This is a genomic window from Micromonospora sp. NPDC005171 (assembly GCF_040608575.1).
Taxonomy (GTDB): Bacteria; Actinomycetota; Actinomycetes; order Mycobacteriales; family Micromonosporaceae; genus Micromonospora.
In genome coordinates this window covers 41,895-60,346 of record NZ_JBEXIM010000026.1, presented here as the reverse complement: position 1 = coordinate 60,346, position 18,452 = coordinate 41,895, and the positions used below count along the sequence as shown (strand labels likewise).

Annotated in this window: 15 protein-coding genes and 1 pseudogene; 10 read left to right on the top strand and 6 right to left on the bottom strand. The window is 70.5% G+C overall.

The genetic code is table 11. The annotated features are described in order from the left end of the window. Positions 1-11 precede the first annotated feature (11 nt). The 3 genes and pseudogenes from ABZU74_RS24830 to ABZU74_RS24820 all read right to left on the bottom strand — a co-directional run bounded on the left by ABZU74_RS24830 (position 12) and on the right by ABZU74_RS24820 (position 4,022). Positions 12-1,265, bottom strand: coding sequence for a phosphatidylserine decarboxylase (locus tag ABZU74_RS24830; RefSeq protein WP_355428268.1), 1,254 nt, complete (start codon positions 1,263-1,265; stop codon positions 12-14). A gap of 772 nt (positions 1,266-2,037) precedes the next feature. Beyond that, a pseudogene (locus ABZU74_RS24825) lies at positions 2,038-2,220 on the bottom strand (hypothetical protein); the annotation flags it as partial. Further along, entirely contained in the window at positions 2,217-4,022 is a 1,806-nt protein-coding gene (locus ABZU74_RS24820) for a PspC domain-containing protein (protein ID WP_355428265.1), read from the bottom strand. The pseudogene ABZU74_RS24825 and the gene ABZU74_RS24820, both read right to left, overlap by 4 nt. A gap of 156 nt (positions 4,023-4,178) precedes the next feature. On the opposite strand from ABZU74_RS24820, the gene ABZU74_RS24815 reads away from it, so the two are divergent. The 7 genes from ABZU74_RS24815 (at position 4,179) to ABZU74_RS24785 (ending at position 12,448) form a co-directional block, all read left to right on the top strand. Beyond that, a complete protein-coding gene (locus ABZU74_RS24815) occupies positions 4,179-5,444 on the top strand; it encodes an ATP-binding protein (RefSeq protein WP_112622580.1) in 1,266 nt (421 codons plus the stop codon). Positions 5,445-5,446: 2 nt separating this feature from the next. Continuing rightward, positions 5,447-6,133 carry a response regulator transcription factor gene (locus ABZU74_RS24810; protein WP_030337843.1) on the top strand — a complete coding sequence of 229 codons (687 nt, stop codon included), beginning with the start codon at positions 5,447-5,449 and terminating at the stop codon, positions 6,131-6,133. Between the two features lie 578 nt (positions 6,134-6,711). Continuing rightward, positions 6,712-8,352, top strand: a complete 1,641-nt coding sequence (locus ABZU74_RS24805) for an ABC transporter substrate-binding protein (protein WP_355428262.1) — start codon at positions 6,712-6,714, stop codon at positions 8,350-8,352. Between the two features lie 148 nt (positions 8,353-8,500). Beyond that, a complete protein-coding gene (locus ABZU74_RS24800) occupies positions 8,501-9,427 on the top strand; it encodes an ABC transporter permease (protein WP_238657510.1) in 927 nt (308 codons plus the stop codon). Next, entirely contained in the window at positions 9,420-10,388 is a 969-nt protein-coding gene (locus ABZU74_RS24795; protein ID WP_355428259.1) for an ABC transporter permease, read from the top strand. Before ABZU74_RS24800 ends, ABZU74_RS24795 begins: the two co-directional genes overlap by 8 nt. Before the next feature lie 25 nt (positions 10,389-10,413). Next, positions 10,414-11,442, top strand: coding sequence for an ABC transporter ATP-binding protein (locus ABZU74_RS24790; protein ID WP_091406372.1), 1,029 nt, complete (start codon positions 10,414-10,416; stop codon positions 11,440-11,442). After that, on the top strand, positions 11,435-12,448 hold the full coding sequence (locus tag ABZU74_RS24785; protein WP_355428256.1) for a dipeptide ABC transporter ATP-binding protein: 1,014 nt from the start codon (positions 11,435-11,437) through the stop codon (positions 12,446-12,448). Before ABZU74_RS24790 ends, ABZU74_RS24785 begins: the two co-directional genes overlap by 8 nt. A gap of 169 nt (positions 12,449-12,617) precedes the next feature. On the opposite strand, the gene ABZU74_RS24780 is transcribed toward ABZU74_RS24785, so the two are convergent. Next, positions 12,618-12,929: a chorismate mutase gene (locus ABZU74_RS24780; protein ID WP_355428307.1), complete on the bottom strand. Its 312-nt coding sequence runs from the start codon at positions 12,927-12,929 to the stop codon at positions 12,618-12,620. A 404-nt stretch (positions 12,930-13,333) separates the two neighbouring features. Between ABZU74_RS24780 and pcrA the strand changes: the two genes are divergently transcribed. Then, a complete protein-coding gene (gene pcrA / locus ABZU74_RS24775; protein WP_355428254.1) occupies positions 13,334-15,739 on the top strand; it encodes a DNA helicase PcrA in 2,406 nt (801 codons plus the stop codon). Positions 15,740-15,758: 19 nt separating this feature from the next. Here the strand turns inward: pcrA and ABZU74_RS24770 are convergent, their stop codons facing one another. After that, positions 15,759-16,277 carry a helix-turn-helix domain-containing protein gene (locus tag ABZU74_RS24770; RefSeq protein ID WP_355428251.1) on the bottom strand — a complete coding sequence of 173 codons (519 nt, stop codon included), beginning with the start codon at positions 16,275-16,277 and terminating at the stop codon, positions 15,759-15,761. A gap of 186 nt (positions 16,278-16,463) precedes the next feature. Here ABZU74_RS24770 and ABZU74_RS24765 point away from each other — a divergent pair, with 186 nt between their 5' ends. Together ABZU74_RS24765 and ABZU74_RS24760 are read left to right on the top strand one after the other, a co-directional pair. After that, positions 16,464-17,111, top strand: coding sequence for a hypothetical protein (locus tag ABZU74_RS24765; protein ID WP_355428248.1), 648 nt, complete (start codon positions 16,464-16,466; stop codon positions 17,109-17,111). Beyond that, positions 17,108-17,503, top strand: coding sequence for a hypothetical protein (locus ABZU74_RS24760; RefSeq protein ID WP_355428245.1), 396 nt, complete (start codon positions 17,108-17,110; stop codon positions 17,501-17,503). The genes ABZU74_RS24765 and ABZU74_RS24760 overlap by 4 nt, the downstream gene beginning before the upstream one ends. Before the next feature lie 83 nt (positions 17,504-17,586). Here ABZU74_RS24760 and ABZU74_RS24755 read toward each other — a convergent pair whose 3' ends face one another. Beyond that, positions 17,587-18,357 carry a M23 family metallopeptidase gene (locus tag ABZU74_RS24755; RefSeq protein WP_355428242.1) on the bottom strand — a complete coding sequence of 257 codons (771 nt, stop codon included), beginning with the start codon at positions 18,355-18,357 and terminating at the stop codon, positions 17,587-17,589. Positions 18,358-18,452: the final 95 nt, after the last annotated feature.

The following is an 18,452-nucleotide window of genomic DNA, read 5'->3' as shown; positions in this document are numbered from 1 at the left end:
TCGTTCGCGGGTCAGCGCCAGCGGGCGATGACCGTGGACCCACCGACCACCTTGTCGCCCGGCCCGACCAGCGGGTCCGCGGCTTCGGCGGGCAGGTAGACGTCGGTCCGGGAGCCGAACCGGATCAGCCCGAACCGCTCGCCCCTGGCCAGCAGCGCGCCGATCGGCGCGCGCTGCACGATCCGGCGGGCGATCAGCCCGGTCCGCTGCGCGACCACCACCGTGCCGCGAGCGGTGTCCAGCACTGTGTACGCGGCGACGTTATGCTCGGCGTCCGGCTTCATCGCGTTGACGAAGCCGCCGTCGGCGACGAAGTAGTCCACCACCTTGCCGGCGACCGGGGCGCGGTTGACGTGCACGTCCAGCACCGACAGGAACACCGCGATCCGCAGCCACTCGCCGTCGCCGAAACGCTCGTCGTGCAGCCGCTGCACCGACAGGACCTTCCCGTCCGCGCTGGCGACCACGGCGCTCGGGTCCTCCGGCACGTCCCGCTCGGGATCCCGGAAGAACGCGGCGACCGGCCCGGCGGCCAGGGCCGGCAGCAGCCACAGCTTGGACGACGGGCGCGCCACCCGGGCCAGCGCCGCGAGGCCCAGCGCGATGCCCGCCGCCGCGACGCCGTTGGAGTCGATGTGCATGCCCCGGGTCAGCGGCACGCTCGACGGCCGGTACGCGGGGGCCAGGCTGTCGGCCGTGGCCGGGCTGGCCGGGGTGAACCGCAGTCGGTAGACCCGCACCGGTGGCGAGTTGCGCAGCACCAGGTCGGCGCCGACGCCGTACAGGGCGTCCTGTCGGGCCAGTTCGGCGGCGGCGCCCTCGGTCCGGCCGGGCGTGGCGACGGTCGCCACGCTCAGCACCGCCCCGTCGGTCAGGTACTTGGCCAGCCCCTCGATGCCGCTGCGGGTCGCCTCGGCGGTGCCGGTGAACACTTCACCGGCGATGACCACCCTGGCGGCCTCGGCATCGGCCAGCGAGTCGACGACGCTCACCCGGTCGGCGACCCAGCGGCCCTGAGCGGTGACGTGCTCGCGGAGCATCGCGGCGCCGAACGGCTCGGCGGGCACCACGGTGAGCCGGTCACCGGGGAGCAGCGCCTCGACCGCTGCGGCCAGCACCGCGGAGTCCGGGCTCACCCCGACCAGCAGGGCGGCCTTGGCGTCGTTGATCCGGGCCAGCTCGGCGACGAGGGTACGGGCGGCTCGCTCGCCGATGCGGACCGGACCGGACCGGCCGGTGGTACGCACGGCGGGGGACTGGGTCATGTCGGGCGGGCTCCTGACGGGGGTAGAGACGGGAATCGCGGCGGGACCGCCATGGGCGGGACGGGCCGGCCGGCGGAGGCGAGATCTCCACCGGCCAGCATATGCGTCCGTCCGCGCTGGCCGCACCGCCGTAGGAATGCGGTGGGCCGACGCGGGCAGGCACCCGAGGTCAGGCTTCCCGGCGCGGGCCCTCCCGCTCGTCGCCCGGCTGGTCGCCGGCGGCGTCGTTCCGCTGGTCGTCGACGGCCCTGCCCGGGTGGTCGCGAGCGGCCTCGACCGGTTGGTTGGTCCGGGTCGGCTCGTCCCCCTCGGACGAGGCCGGGCGGGCGAGGTCTCCGATAGTCGGCTCCTCGGCTCCGTTGCCCGGTTGGCCGGGAATGGGCTCGGTCGGCGGCTCCGACGGCGGATGTGCCAGCCAGGCGGGGTGGATCACGTCGGTGGTCGGCGCGACCTCCGCCCGCATCTCGCTGGTCGGCCTCTCCAACGTCCGGTCCGAGCTGAGCGTCGGGTCCGAGCTGAGCATCGGGTCCGAGGAGAGCGTCCGGTCCGAGCTGAGCGTTCGCTCCAGGCTGAGCGTCGGGTCCGAGGAGGAGTTGTCCCAGGTGGACCGTTCGGCTTCCCAGGCCGGTAGGGCCGTGCCGGAGGTCGACGTGGCGGCACCGGAGACCGGCACTGGCGCACCGGAGACCGGCGCTCCGGAGACGGACGTGCCGGAGACGGGGGCGGCGGCACCGGCGGCACCGGCCTCGGCGGTCGGCTCCGGCTGGTTCGGCCGACTCGAGCGCAGCGCGCCGACCAGCCCGAAGACCCCGATCAGGATGAGTGCGCCGGCCAGGAACCAGCCGACCGGCGGCAGCGCGAGCCCGAGCAGTTGGGCGAGCAGCCACCAGGCGGACAGCGCCAGGAACACGAGCCCGAAGGCGAACGACACCAGATCCGTGCGGTGAGCCTTCACCGGGTCACCTCCAGGTTGCCGGCATTGACGTGGATGTAGAGGCGCAGGGTGCCGCCGCCGGGCCCGTCCGCGCCGACGTCGGTGGATTCCCGCAGGCGGCCGTCCAGCCCGCCGGAGCGGTTGCCGAAGATGGTGGCGTCACCCGCGTTGACGTCGGCCACTGTGGTGACGTCAACGTTCGGCGGCACGACCACTGTCGCCTGGCCGAAGTTGACGGCCACTGTCACCTGACTGTCCCGTTTCGCGAAGTCGATCCCGCGCAGGTCGAGCACGGCGTCACCGAAGCTGTTCTCGTAGCGGTCGGCCAGGTCGCGGTAGTCGGTGGGCGCCCAGGTCACCGCGCCGTCGACCCCCCGAATCCGGTCGTAGGACTCGGCGACGGTCGCCGTGCCCAGCGCCGCCGCGGTCACCACACCGAGCGCGATGAGCCAGCGGGCCCGCCCGAACCAGGTGCCGACCAGCAGCCCCAGCGCGATCGTGGCCAGGGCGGCAGCGAAGTACGCTGAGGCGCTGATGGCGAAGACGTCCAGCAGGTCGAGCAGGGCGACCAGACCGAGCACCAGGAAGATCAGCGAGAAGGTCACCGCGCCGAGCGGCGACCGCTCCTTGGGGCGCTTCGGCGGCTTCGGTGGCTTGGGCGGGGGAGGCGCGGCCGGGGTCGGCGAAGCGTATGGGCCGTGTGGCGCGAACGGGGGGCGGTAGCCGGAGGGCGGCGGGGCGGTCGGATAGCCGGGCGGGGCAGCGGGTGCGCTGCTCACCGGTGCCGACGGCCAGCCGGCGCTGGGCATCGCGGTGCTCGGCCAGGCGGGCTGGGGGGCGGCCGTCGTGCCGGTCGGCTGCCCGGACATCGGGCCGAGCCCCGACACCGGGCCAACCCCGGACACCGGCTGCGTCGAGCTGGTCGGCGGCGCGTCGTACGCCGGCATGGTGACGGTGGGCGCTGCCCCCGTCGTCGCGGTGGCGTACCCCGGACCGGTGCCGAACATCGGCGGTGTCACCGCCGGGCCGGTGGACGGCGCCGCGCCGTACGACGGCGCGGGCCAGGTCACCGGTGGGACGACCGGACCGGCCGGGTTGCCGGACGGTGCGGCGGGCGGCGGACCACCCGGGGTGCCGGGCCGTGGATTGCGGCCGTCCCGGTTGAGCAGGAGGGCGCCGGCGACCAGGATGGCCGCGCCGAGCAGCACCGCGCGGAAGGCGTCGGTGACGATGTACGCGAAGCTGGCCGCGACCAGAATGCCCAGGACGATCACCGTCACCGGAGACATGCTGGAGCGACCACGACCGAGCATGGATTCGACCGGGGACGCGGTGTCGCCCTCGTTCGGAATGATCAGCCAGGCGGCGACGTACACCAGGATGCCGATGCCCCCGAAGAACCCGAGCACCGCGAGCAGCACCCGCCAGAGCACCGGATCGGTGTTGGTGGCGCGCCCGATCGCCGCGCAGACCCCCGCCAGGTAGCGGCCCTCACGCGGTCGGACCAGCCCGTACCGCGAGGTGAAGCCGGTGCCGCCCAGCGGCGGTGGCGGCGCGGACGGACCGGGACCACCCGGGCCGGGTGGCGTGCCGCCCCCGCCGTAGCCGGTGCCCGCCGCGAACCCCGGGCCTGGGCCGTAGCCCGCAGCGGGCGGCGCGTAGCCGTCGGCCGGATCGCCGGGCGTGGTCGCGTCGGTGCCAGCGTGCGGGCCGAACGTGCTGGGCTCGGTCCATCCGGTGGGCGTGGTGGTGGGCGGGGGCGGTGCTGAACCGCCCGGCTGTGCCGACCCCGGTCGGGGCGGCGGGGCAGCTTCCTCGGTCATGCTTCGATCCTGCTGCCCGGTCCACCCGAACGGCCTCAGGACCCGACCCTGACCCCACCCTGAGATCCGGCGGCCGGAATGTCGGGGGCGTCCCCGTGGTCGCGGACGCCGCAGCGTGTGACGATCGAGTCACCCGACCTCGACCTGTCCGCCATCGTGACCAGGGAGCCTCCGATCAGCACCGTGACCTCACCCCCGCGCCTCTACCGCGCCCCGGAGCACCGGATGGCCGCCGGCGTCGCCGCCGGTATCGCCGACCATCTCGGCATCTCGGTGCTGCGGGTGCGCGTCGCGTTCATGGTGCTGCTCGGGCTGAGCGGGCTCGGCCTGCTGCTCTACGCGGCCTTCTGGGCGGTGGTGCCGCTGCGTCCCGGTGACACAGCGGTGCCGCCCCGGCGGGACGTCGCCCAGCTCCTGCCGTTCGTGGGGATCGGGCTCGGTGTCCTGTTGATCCAGGTGATGGTCTTCGACTCGGTCGGCGCGGCGGGCACCGCCGGCTGGCTGGTGGCGATCATCGCGGTCGGCGCCGGGGTCATCTGGCACCAGTCCGCGCCCGAGCGGCGGCGACAGTGGGGCGACGCGATGCCCGTGCCCTGGCTCGGCGCGGTCGTCGAGGAGAGCGACCGGCGGGCCTTCGTGCTCCGGTTCATCGGCGGGGGAGTGCTGGTCGCTGTCGGCATCATCGGCGTCGCGGCCGTCTACTCACCGGCGCAGAACTTCGACGCGGTGATCAATGGGGTGATCTTCGCGCTGGTCGGGCTGGCCGGTGTCGGCGTGGTCGCCGCGCCGGTGCTCTGGCGGACGTACAGCCAGCTCCGCTCGGAGCGGGAGGGGCGCATCCGCGAGCAGGAGCGGGCCGAACTGGCCGCGATGGTGCACGACCAGGTGCTGCACACGTTGGCCCTGATCCAGCGCAACGCCGGAGACGTCAAGACGGTGCAGCGGCTGGCCCGGGGGCAGGAGCGTTCGTTGCGCAACTGGCTCTACAAGCCGACCGCCTCGCCGAGTGAGCGCTTCGCCGCCGCGCTGGAGCAGGCCGCGGCCGAGGTCGAGGACACCTTCGCGATCAGCGTGGAGACGGTGGTGGTGGGGGACCGGGAAACCGACGAGAAGGTCGGGGCGCTGGTCGCGGCCGCGCGGGAGGCGTTGGTGAACGCCGCCCGGCACGCCGGCGTGCAGACCGTGTCGCTCTACGCCGAGGTGGAGCCGGATCAGGTCAGTGTCTTCGTCCGGGACCGGGGGAAGGGCTTCGATCCAGATACCGTGGAGGACCACCGGCACGGCGTACGCGGCTCGATCATCGGGCGGATGAAGCGGCACGGCGGACGGGCCGAAATCCGGTCCGGCCCGGGGGAGGGGACCGAGGTCCGGTTGATCCTGCCGATCTCCCGGGACTCGTCCGCAGCGGAGAGGAACAGATGACCATGGCCGAGCAGTCGACCGAGCACCTCGACCCGGCGGATGCCCGCCCCGAGCGGCTGCGGGTGTTCCTGGTGGACGACCACGCCATGTTCCGAGCCGGGGTGCGCGCGGAGTTGGGCGCCCACGTCGAGGTGGTGGGCGAGGCGAGCACGGTGGCCGAGGCGGTCACCCGGATCGCCGCCGTCGGCCCGGACGTGGTGCTGCTGGACGTGCACATGCCCGACGGCGGCGGTCGCGCCGTTCTGGAGGCGATGCGGCGTACGCACCCGCAGGTCAAGTTCCTCGCGTTGAGCGTCTCCGACGCGGCGGAGGACGTGATCGGGCTGATCCGGGCAGGTGCCCGCGGGTACGTCACCAAGACCATCTCCCCGGACGAGCTGGCTGCCGCGATCCGTCGCGTGGCCGACGGGGACGCGGTGTTCAGCCCACGGCTGGCCGGGTTCGTGCTGGACGCCTTCGCGGCCCGGCCGGACGCGCCGGTGGCCGACCCGGAGCTGGACCAGCTCACCAACCGTGAGCGGGAGGTGCTGCGGCTGCTGGCCCGGGGGTACGCGTACAAGGAGATCGCCAAGGAGCTGTTCATCTCCATCAAGACGGTGGAGACGCACGTGTCGAACGTGCTGCGCAAGCTTCAGATGTCCAACCGCTACGAACTCTCCCGTTGGGCGGCGGATCGCCGCCTCGTGTGACTGTGTGTCGCCACGGCGCGGATCAGAGAAACGCCTGGCGCGCCCTCGTACACCCAGCCGGTGATGGTGCCCGGGTAGCCGTAGGGGCCATCATCCGGATGGGTCGAAACGTGAGTGGTGACGGACGTCCCACCGGGCCCGGGTGACCCCGGGCTTGTGCACGGCCCGAGGCTTCGTGCTCGGGCCGTGCAACGTATTTCCTGGTCAGTGCCGCCTGCGGCGACCGTTTTATGATCATTTTTCAAGTATCGGCAACGTGGCGGGCAACTAACGGCTTGATAACGGCACCTTCACGAAAGCAGCCAGTGGGTGTCACAGTGGCAGCACCTCACCATCGGTGTGTGGCACTCCGTACGCCCCACGACCACGATTCCGCCGATCACGGCGGCCCGTGGCTGTGTCGATTGCGTCGTGTCGCGCCTCGTTGGCGAGGGAGCCCGGCGGATCGGAACATCAGGGGTGTCCCCAACTTCCCTGTGGTCCCGGCGACCCGCGCCCCGGGGTGGTCGGGCGGTGTCACCCCCAAACGTGCGTGAAACCCACGACGGAACCTGGTTAGAAAGAGGAGGCCCCTCGGAATGAGAGTCTCGAAGCGGGCGACGAGCGCGATCGCGCTCAGCGCGGCTGCCGCGCTTGTCGCGAGCGGTTGCTCGAGCGGTGACGGTGACGGCGAAGCCGCCGCCAGCAAGGACGGCTCGATCAGTGTCCACGGCGTCCAGCCGGAGAACCCGCTGGTCCCGTCGAACACCACGGAGACCGGCGGCGGCAAGGTGATCGACTGGCTGTTCACCGGCCTGGTCGAGTACCCGAACGACGGTGGGGCCCCGCGTAACGCGCTTGCGGAGTCGATCAACACCACGGACTCCAAGGTCTTCACGATCAAGATCAAGGCCGGCACCAAGTTCCACGACGGCACCGAGGTGAAGTCGAAGAACTTTGTCGACGCCTGGAACTGGGCTGCCTACTCGCCGAACGGCGCGCAGAACGGCAGCTTCTTCTCCGACATCGCGGGCTTCGACCAGACCTACACCACGGACCCGGATGGCCCGGACGGCCCGAAGAAGGCCCCGACGCCGAGCACTGACAAGCTGTCCGGCCTGAAGGTCATCGACGAGCAGACCTTCGAGGTCACCCTGGCAGCGCCGACCGCGGTCTTCCCGACCAAGCTCGGCTACAGCGCCTTCATGCCGCTGCCGGACGCCTTCTTCACCCAGAAGCCCGAGGAGTTCGGCAAGAAGCCGATCGGCAACGGCCCGGTGAAGTTCGTGTCGTGGGAGGACAACGTCCTCATCAAGCTGACGCGCTTCGACGACTACAACCTTCGCGACAAGATGAAGGTCAAGGACGTCGACGTCAAGCTGTACCAGGACGAGACGGCCGCCTACGCCGACCTGCTGTCCAACAACCTCGACTTCATGGAGGTTGTCCCCACCTCGGCGCTCGCCGGCGACAAGTGGAAGACCGACCTCGGTGACCGGGGACGCTCGACCGTCACGCCGTCGACCGCGCTGATCGCGTTCCCGACCTACGACAAGCGCTTCCAGAACCCGAAGCTGCGTCGTGCCGTGTCGCTGTCGATCAACCGGCAGGAAATCTCGGACAAGATCTTCTTCGGCACCCGCAAGCCGGCCGACAGCTGGGCGAACCCGCTGACCCCGGGCGCCAAGCCGGGCAACTGCACCGCCTGCAAGTTCGACCCGACCACGGCCAAGCAGCTGCTGACCGAGGCCGGCGGCTTCACCGGTGAGATGGTCTTCTACTACAACTCGGACTCCAGCCACAAGGAGTGGATGGACGCCGTCGCGCAGCAGGTCAAGACCAACCTCGGCATCAACGCCCGGGCCGAGGGCGTGCCGACCTTCGCGGTCTTCCGCCAGAGCATCAACGCCCACCAGATGAAGGGCCCGTACCGCGCTGCCTGGCAGCAGGACTACCCGGACGTCGAGAACTGGGTCAACCCGCTCTACGTCACCGGTGGCTCCTCGAACGACGGCCTGTACAGCAGCCCCGAGGTCGACGCCCTTGCCAAGCAGGCCAGTGCCGCGCCGAGCCTGGAGGCCTCGCACGAGGCGTTCTCCAAGGCCGTCGAGAAGGTCGACCAGGACGTCCCGAGCATCCCGATCTACTTCTACGGCCAGCAGTCCGGCCACTCCGAGAAGATCAAGAAGCTCGAGCTGAACAACGTCGGCGAACTCGACATCACCTCGGTCGAGCTCTGATCCGAACGGTCTGACCCCGGGTCGGGCTCGCCACATCCGGTGAGCCCGACCCGGGGCCGTTCCGCGATTGGGTGTTACAACACTCCACTCGCACGTTGTCACCACCGTGTCGGCCGTCCGACGCGCCCCCTGTCTGGAGGACCACCCCATGGGCCGTTATCTGTTGAGACGGCTGCTCCAACTCGTGCCCGTCTTCATCGGTACGACGTTCCTGATCTACTGGCTCGTCTGGGCCGTTCCGGGCGATCCGTTCGCCGGCAAGTGCGGCGAGCGTCGCTGCCCGGACCAGTACATCGCCTTCATGACCGAGAAGTACCACCTCGACCAGAACGTCTTCGTGCAGTACGGCAACTACATGAAGAACCTGCTCCAGGGTGACTTCGGTCAGACCTTCTCGCAACGCGATATCGGCGACATCATCGCCACGGCGTATCCGAACACGCTGAAGCTGGCCCTGGTGGCGCTCGCCATCGAGGCCGTGATCGGCCTGGGCGCCGGCGTGCTGACCGGTCTGCGCCGCAACGGCTTCCTGGACAACCTGGTCCTGGTCTCCACGCTCTTCCTGATCGCGCTGCCGGTCTTCGTCGTCGGCTTCGTGCTTCAGTGGCTGCTGGGCGTGCAGTGGGGGCTCGTCAAGCCGACCGTCTCCTCCGAGATGCGGTGGTCCGAGCTGATCGTGCCGGGCTTCGTGCTCGGCAGTGCGTCAGTGGCCTACATCGCCCGGGTGGCACGAACCAGCATCGCGGAGAACCGTCGCGCCGACTATGTGCGCACCGCGATCGCCAAGGGTCTGCCGATGCGCCGGGTGGTGGGCGTGCACCTGCTGCGCAACTCGCTCATCCCGGTGGTCACCCTGCTCGGCACCGACCTCGGTGCCCTGATGGGCGGCGCGATCGTCACCGAGGGGATCTTCGGCATCAACGGAATCGGCCGCGCGGTGTACCGCGCGATCGTGACCAAGGAAAGCGCCACCGTGGTGGGCATCGTGGTCGTCCTGGTGCTGGTCTATCTCGTGATGAACCTGCTGGTTGACCTGCTCTACGCCGCCCTGGACCCGAGGATCCGTTATGAGTGACCCAAGCACCGCATCGATCGTCAGTACCCCTGGCGCGCACCCCACCGACTCCGGCACCCCCGCCACCGCGGGCCAGCCGCAGAGCAACGAGAAGCCCCGTGGCCTGCTCGGTGACGCCTGGCGGGACCTCCGGCGCAAGCCATTGTTCTGGATCGCGAGCACGCTGATCGTGATCTTCGTGTTGATGGCGCTCTTCCCGGCCCTGTTCGCCCCGGGCGACGCGGTCAACGGATCGTTGTCCCGCAGCCTGGGCAAGCCGTCCGGGGACGCCTGGTTCGGGTACGACCTGCAGGGCCGCGACGTCTACGCTCGCGTCATCTACGGCGCCAGCGCCTCCATCCAGGTTGCCGTGCTCGCCGTGCTCGGCACCCTGCTGGTGGGCGGCACCATGGGCATCATCGCCGGCTACCGCGGTGGTTGGGTGGACGGGCTGCTGAGCCGGATCGCCGACGTCTTCTTTGGTCTGCCGTTCGTGCTCGGTGCGATCGTCATCCTGACCACGTTCAACGGCTCGGGCTCGGGCAACAGCAAAGTCAAGATCATGAGCCTGGTGACCATCTCGCTGATCGTGCTGAGCTGGCCGGTCGTGATGCGACTCATGCGTTCCTCGGTGCTCGCCACCAAGGAGGCCGACTACATCGTCGCGGCCCGCGCGCTGGGCGCCGGCACCGGCCGGATCATCCTCAAGCACCTGCTGCCGAACTGCCTGGCCCCGCTGCTGGTCTACGGCACGATCATGGTCGGCTCGTTCATCGGCGCCGAGGCCACCCTGTCGTTCCTGGGCGTCGGCCTGAAGTCGCCGGTGGTCTCCTGGGGCATCATGATCAGCGACGGTAAGGACTTCCTCCGGGTCGCGCCGGGGCTGGTCTTCTTCCCCGCCGCGTTCCTCGTCACCGCAGTGCTGAGCTTCGTGATGCTCGGCGAGGCGGTCCGCGAGGCCCTCGATCCGAAACTCCGCTAGGGGATATCCAGTGTCCGACATTCTCGTGTCTGAGCAGTCCGCGCCGGGACCCGGCGGGTCCGGACGTCCCTCCGGCCGGCTGCTCGAGGTCGACGACCTGCGGGTGGAGTTCCGCACCCGGGACGGCGTCGCAAAGGTCATCAACGGGGTCACGTACCACGTCGACGCGGGGGAGACCCTCGCCGTGCTCGGCGAGTCCGGCTCCGGTAAGAGCGTCACCGCGCAGACCATCATGGGCATCCTCGACACGCCGCCCGGCTTCGTCACCGGTGGGCAGGTCCGCTTCCACGGCAAGGACATGCTCCGCATGTCCGACGAGGAGCGCCGCCGCATCCGCGGCGAGGGCATCGCGATGATCTTCCAGGACGCGCTCTCCGCGCTGAACCCCGTCTTCACCGTCGGGTTCCAGATCGCCGAGCAGTTCCGGGTCCGGCGGGGCATGGGTCGCGCGGAGGCCAAGAAGCGCGCGATCGACATGCTCGACCAGGTCAAGATTCCGAACGCCAAGGGTCGGTTCAACAACTACCCGCACCAGTTCTCCGGCGGTATGCGGCAGCGCGCAATGATCGCGATGTCGCTGGCGCTCGACCCGGAGGTGCTGATCGCGGACGAGCCGACCACTGCCCTCGACGTGACCGTGCAGGCCCAGATCATGGACCTGCTGGCCGAGCTTCAGCGCGAGCGGCAGATGGGCATGATCCTGATCACCCACGACCTCGGTGTGGTCGCCGACGTCGCGGACCGGATCGCGGTCATGTACGCGGGCCGGATCGTCGAGGAAGCGGACGTGTACGAGCTGTACGCCAAGCCGGCGCACCCGTACACGCTGGGTCTGATCGACTCGATCCCGCGCCTGGACGAGAAGGGGCAGCAGCTCCGGACGATCAAGGGCCTCCCGCCGAACCTGATGAACATCCCGCCGGGCTGCCCGTTCAACCCGCGGTGCCCCATGGCCCAGCCGGTGTGCCGGGAGAAGGTCCCGCCGCTGCTGCAGGTCGGCCCCGCCCGGGCCAGCGCCTGCCACTTCGCCGAGGAACTGGTGAACCGTGTCTGAGAACATCCTCGAGGTCAAGGACCTGGTCAAGCACTACCCCGTCACCCAGGGTGTGGTGTTCAAGAAGACCGTTGGTCAGGTCAAGGCGGTCGACGGGGTCTCGTTCGGTCTGCGCGCCGGCGAGACGCTCGGCGTGGTCGGCGAGTCCGGCTGCGGCAAGTCGACCCTCGCCCGGGTGCTGATGAACCTGGAGAAGCCGACCGAAGGCAGCGTGCTCTACAAGGGCCAGGACATCTCGAAGCTGTCCGGTGGGGCGCTGCGACGCCTGCGCCGGCAGATCCAGCTGGTCATGCAGGACCCGTACACCTCGCTGAACCCGCGGATGACCGTCGGCGACCTGCTCGGTGAGCCGTTCGAGATCCACCCGGAGGTGGCGCCGAGGGGCAGCCGTCGGGCCAAGGTCAGGGAACTGCTCGACCTGGTCGGGCTCAACCCGGAGCACATCAACAGGTACCCGCACCAGTTCTCCGGCGGTCAGCGTCAGCGCATCGGCATCGCCCGCGCGCTGGCACTGCGGCCCGAGATCATCGTCTGCGACGAGCCGGTGTCGGCTCTGGACGTCTCCATCCAGGCCCAGGTCATGAACCTGCTGGAGCAGTTGCAGGGCGAGTTCGGGCTGTCGTACGTCTTCATCGCGCACGACCTCTCGGTGGTTCGCCACCTCTCGGACCGCGTCGCGGTGATGTACCTCGGCAAGATCGTCGAAATCGGCACCGAGGACGAGATCTACGAGCGTCCGACCCACCCGTACACCCAGGCTCTGCTGTCCGCGGTGCCGGTGCCGGACCCGACGCAGCGGAACAACAAGACGATCATCCGGCTCACGGGTGACGTGCCGTCGCCGATCAGCCCGCCCTCGGGCTGCCGGTTCCGGACCCGGTGCTGGAAGGCACAGGACGTCTGCGCCGAGCAGGTCCCGCTGCTGGAGATCCGGCGGGACTCGGACCACCCGAGCGCCTGCCACTTCGCGGAGAAGCGCGAAATCGTCGCCACCCACGAGGTGTGAGTCACCGAAACCGCCTGCCGCCGTCACCACGACGACGGCAGGCGGTTTCGTCTGTCCGGGAGCACCTGTGCGCTGCGGATCGCCGACGACGGCCCGGATCGGCCCGGTGCCGCACAGCGGCGCACGCCGCGTCAGCGGGCCGGGTGACCCGATCGCGGGCCGGTGCGGCTCACAGCGGGCCGCGGCCCGCGCGGAGCAGCAGCAGGGCCAATTGGGTGCCGTCGGCACCGAGCGCGACCCGGAACCGCTCCAGGATCTCCCGTTCCCGGGAGAGCACCAGGCGGGTTCCACCGGACGCCATCCGGGTCGCCCCGACCTCCTGGGACAACGCGGCCCGCTCCTGCCAGAGCGTGATCAACGCGTGGTCGATCTCGTCGATCCGTTCCCTGATCTGCACGATCCGCGCGGAGGCGGACGGCTCCTGGGTGCCGGTCTGCTGCTCGGCCGGCTCGGCCTCCACACCCGTCGGTGGGGTGGCCACCGCCGGCTCAGCCTCCTGCGCCGCGGACTGCCCCGGCCGGATCGGACCGCCGCTCTGCTCCATCACGCCTGTCATCATCGGGTACCTCTCGCAGTGTGGTGCCCGGTGCCCGGAACCTGGGACGGAAAAAGCCCCGGGCTCCAGGAGCCCGGGGCTTTAGCAGGTCTGAATCGATCAGGCGCGACCTACGGCAGCCGGACTCCCGGTGCCATAGTAAAAGTAGTAGCGCGCAGCGATCACGCCGTCGAGTATGCCCACGTCGTTGCCGGGTGCGCAAGCATTCCGCGTCGCGGACGGCACTATCTCACCGGTGGGCGTACGGGGTGGTGGGTGCGCGCCGTCGGGCACGAGCTGCTGAGCGCCATCGGCGCAGTGTCCGGCCGGCGGCATAGACTTGTCGGGCGATGCATCCTCTCTTCGACATCCCCGCGTCCCCGCCTGCGCCGGAGTCCGCGCCGGCCCGCCCGCACCGACCCGGGGCGGCCGCCGTGCGCCTCGACCCGCAGCAGCTGCTCGCCGGGCTGAACGGGCCGCAGCGCGACGCCGTCAGTCATGCCGGCTCGCCGCTGCTGATCGTGGCCGGCGCCGGGTCCGGCAAAACCCGGGTGCTCACGCACCGGATCGCCTACCTGCTCGCCGCACGGGACGTGCACCCCGGCGAGATCATCGCGATCACCTTCACCAACAAGGCCGCCGGCGAAATGAAGGAACGCGTCGCCGCGCTGGTGGGCCCCCGGGCCCGCCTGATGTGGGTGTCGACGTTCCACTCGGCCTGCGTGCGGATCCTGCGTGCCGAGCACGAGCACGCCGGCCTCAAGTCGACGTTCTCGATCTACGACGCGGACGACTCCCGCCGGCTCATGCAGTTGGTGACCCGCGAGCTGGATCTCGACCCCAAGCGCTACCCGGCGCGGGGGCTGGCGGCCCAGGTCTCCAACCTGAAGAACGAGCTGGTCGATCCGGAGCAGTTCGCGGCGCGGGCCACCGGGCCCAACGAGCGGGCGCTCGCCGAGGCGTACACGCTCTACCAGCGCCGGCTGCGTGAGGCACACGCCCTGGACTTCGACGACCTGATCATGACCACGGTGCACCTGCTCCAGTCCCACCCGCACGTCGCGGAGAGCTACCGCCGCCGGTTCCGGCACGTGCTGGTGGACGAATACCAGGACACCAACCACGCCCAGTACGTCCTGATCAAGGAGCTGGTCTCCGGCACCGACGGGCTGGAGCCCGCCGAGCTGTGCGTGGTCGGCGACGCCGACCAGTCGATCTACGCGTTCCGAGGCGCGACGATCCGCAACATCCTGGAGTTCGAACGGGACTTCACCGACGCGCGGACGATCCTGCTGGAGCAGAACTACCGCTCCACCCAGACCATCCTCAACGCGGCCAACGCGGTGATCGACCGCAACACCTCCCGCAAACCCAAACGGCTGTGGAGCGAGGCCGGCGCCGGCGAGCAGATCGTCGGCTACGTGGCCGACACCGAGCATGCCGAGGCCGACTGGGTGGCCCGCGAGATCGACAGGCTGGTCGACGCCGACGAGACCCGCCCCGGCGACGTCGCGGTGTTCTACCGCACCAACGCCCAGTCCCGCGTCTTCGAGGAGGTGTTCATCCGGGTCGGCCTGCCCTACAAGGTGGTCGGCGGGGTGCGCTTCTACGAGCGCAAGGAGGTCCGCGACGCGCTGGCGTACCTGCGTTCGGTGGTCAACGACGACGACACGGTGAGCCTGCGGCGAGTGCTCAACACCCCGCGGCGGGGGATCGGCGACCGCGCCGAGGCGTGCGTCGAGGCGCTCTCCAGCCGCGACCGGATCTCCTTCGGCGCGGCGCTGCGCCGTGCCCGCGAGGCGCCGGGCATCTCCAGCCGGGCGGCCAACGGCATCGCCGACTTCGTGGCGCTGCTCGACGGTGCCCGTGAGCTGGCCGAGACCGGCACCCCGGAGGAGGTGTTGGAGGCGCTGCTGACCCGCTCCGGCTACCTCACCGAGTTGGAGGAGAGCCTGGACCCGCAGGACGCCGGCCGGGTGGACAACCTCCAGGAGCTGGTCAGCGTCGCCCGCGAGTACACCGAGCGGATCGAGGCGCTGGGTGAGGAGGGGGAGCGGGCCACCCTGGCCGGCTTCCTGGAGCAGGTGGCGCTTGTCGCCGACGCCGACCAGATCCCCTCCGACGACCCCGACCACCAGGGCGTGGTCACCCTGATGACGTTGCACACCGCCAAGGGGCTCGAGTTCCCGGTGGTCTTCCTGACTGGGCTGGAGGACGGCGTCTTCCCGCACCTACGCTCGCTCGGCGACACCCGTGAGCTGGAGGAGGAGCGCCGACTGGCGTACGTCGGCATCACCCGGGCCCGACAGCGGCTCTACCTCTCCCGGGCGGTGACCCGCTCGGCCTGGGGGCAGCCGTCCTACAACCCGCCGTCGCGCTTCCTGGAGGAGTTGCCGACCGAGTTGGTGCACTGGGAGCGCACCGAAGGGTCGTACACCTCGTGGGCTGGCGGGGGCGGCGGCGTCGGCGGCCGTGCGGACCGCGCGCCCGGCGGCCGTGGCACCTTCACCGGCGGCACGCCGAAGGCGGCGCAGCTGGCCCAGCGGCTCGGCGTGGACGCCAGCCGGCTGACCACGGCCAGCGAGCTGCCGCAGGGGCCGAAGGTGTCCGCGGGCGACCGGGTCAATCATCAGCGGTACGGGCTCGGGCGGGTGCTCGCCGTCGAGGGGCACGGGCCGGGTGCTCGCGCGCAGATCGACTTCGGCGACCAGACCATGTGGCTGGTGCTCCGGCACGCCCCGGTCGACAAACTCTAACCCCGGCACGCCGAGAAGATCATGGTCGCTGCGCGGTGCTCAGGCCGTCGCGGACGATCGTGAGCATCCGGTCTCGGGCGGCCGGGGCGGCGGCGTCGCGCTCGCGGACCGCGCAGCCGACCAGGAACGCCTTCAGGTCGGCGGCGTCGACGTCGGGACGGACCGCGCCTGCGCGCTGAGCGGCGCTGAGCAGTTCGGTCAGGACATGGTTGAGGTCGTCTTCGCCTCTTGCCGCCGCAGCCGCGATGTCGAACCCGGTGCCGGAGAGTGCGTCGGCCAGTGCGCGGTTCGTCGCGCCCTCCGCCGCCATGCTGGCGAGAAATTCGAACAGAGCCGGGCCCGCTTCGCGAGTGGCACGTAGCTCGGTCGCCCGGATGACCAGACGCTTGGCCACGCTTTGCACGATGGCCTCGTAGAGCGATTCCTTGGTGGGGAAGTGTCGACTGACGGTGCCGGTGCCGACACCGGCGCGGCGGGCGATCTCGTGGATTGGGACCGACAACCCATCCGTGGCAAACGCCTCGATCGCGGTTTGCAAGACCTTTGCCCGGTTGCGTACGCCATCGGCGCGCGGCTTGCGTTGTTCGGCGATCTCGGGCTCCTAAACGGGATGGGCATCCCGTATGGTCAAGCGGGATGGCGGTTCCGATTATAGGTGGTGGGCAGATTGTCCGAACATCCGCGCGCTGGACGCGACCTGCGTCGGTGGCTCATCGCGCTGTACGTGGCGTTCTTCGTCGAACACGCCTATGGCGCGGCCCGGTACGGCACCCCGGTCAGGCTCGTCGGTCTACTGCCACTGGGGGCGCTTCTGGTGGTGGCGTTGGCGCTGCTCGCGCGACATGCCCGCACGGGCAGCCGCCTGGCGCTCTCCGTTGGCGCGATCGTGGTCGCCGTGGCGTTCGTCGGCCTGGCCGGCCTGCTCGAGGGTGGGTTCAACCACGCTCTCAAGCTGGCGTTTCACGCCACCGGAATGCCTGATGACAGGTTGCGGGCATTGTTCGGCGGGTTGAATTACGCGGTGCCCGATGACGTGGTGTTCGAGGGCGTCGGCACGGCGACGCTGGGCCTGGCCGGGCTGGTGGCCTGGCATTTGGCCCGGCTGCTGCGCGCCGTCCGGTTGCCGCACCCCAGCGCGCCGGTGCGGCGCGCCGGTGTGATGGTCCTGATCGCGGCGGGGGTGCTGTTCGGCGCGTACGTCACCGAGCCGTTCGGGCATGTCGGCCTCATTGTCCTCGCCATCCTTGCCACCGCCCTCGGGTCCGCGTTGACGGCAGTGTCCGGGGTGATTGGACAAGCGGGATGGGCGTCCCGTATCGTTCGCCTTAACGGGATGAGCGTCCCGTTTAAGTGGCGAGGGGAAGCCCCGTGAAACTGTCGCTTGTCCTGAAGGCTGTCGCGGTGCTCGACATCGTCGTCCTGGGTGCGGTGTGGCTCATCGCGCCGGCGACCGGCCTCGCTGATCATCCGGATGCCCGGTCGCTGCTGGTGGCACGAGCGCTCGGCACCGATCTGGTGGTCGTCGGGATGATGAACTGGATCATCAGTAGCCGCGAGGACGCAGCTGTGCGGCCGTTCCTGCTGCCGAACATCGTGATGCACGTGGTGCCGGCGGCAATCATCGTCACCCTGATCCTCGGCGGTACCTTCGGTGCTGCGGACTGGCTCGGCGCCGGTCTGCACATCGCACCGGCCGCCGTGCTGACCTGGTGCCTGGCGTCGCCGGCGCAACGCCGCGCAGCGCGGACCCAGGCGCACGCCTGAACGCTCGGCGGAAGTGCGGGCCCGCCGGCCCGGGGACCGGGACCGCAGCGCTCAGCTCCGCGCCGCGGTCCCGTCCCGGCGGCTCAGCAGCCCAGGTCGACGCCCCGTGCCCGCATGAACGGGGCCGGGTCGATCTGGTTCCACATGCCCTGGTGCACCTCGAAGTGCAGGTGCGGGCCGGTGGCGTCGCCGGTGGCGCCCTCGTAGCCGATGACCTGACCGGCCTTGACCTTCTGGCCGACCGTGACCGCGATGCGGCTCTGGTGGGCGTAGTGGGTCAGGTATCCGTTGCCGTGGTCGATGAAGACGGAGTTGCCGTAGCCGTCGGAGGCGTCGCCGGCCTGGGTGACGGTGCCGGCGGCCGCGGCGTGGATCGGCGTACCGGAGGGCAGGGCCAGGTCGATACCGGCGTGCAGGGTGCCCCAGCGCTGCCCGTAGCAGGACGTGACGGCTGCGCCCGGCATCGGGTCGACCCAGGCGGGTGTGGGCTTGGTGGTCTTCTTCGGCTTCGGCTTGACCTTCGCGACGGCAGTCCTGCTGGGGGTCGGGCTGGCGCTGACCGCCGACGGGCTGGCCGTGGGGCTGAGCGAGGGGGTGACCGGTGTGCTCGACTCGCGGATCGAGCGGTCGGCGCGGCTCGCGGCCTCGGCCCGGGACTGGGCGTCGAGGGAGACGGCGGCGGGGGCCGGGCGGTCGGCGCCGGTGGTGGCGACGGCGACACCACCGAGGCCGAGGGCTACCAGGGCTGCGGCCCCGAGCACGATGAGGCGGTTCCGCCGGCCGGTGCGCCGCGGTGGCGCGGTCTGGCTGGTGTCGGGGGTGTTCTCGTTCTGGACGGGGCTGTCTTCCTGCACGGCGGACCTTCGCAGTCGAGGGGCACTTGACCTCGAAATACTGGTGTCGGGCCGAGGTTGGGCAGGAGCGGGGACCGAATTCTGCGACGAAGAGC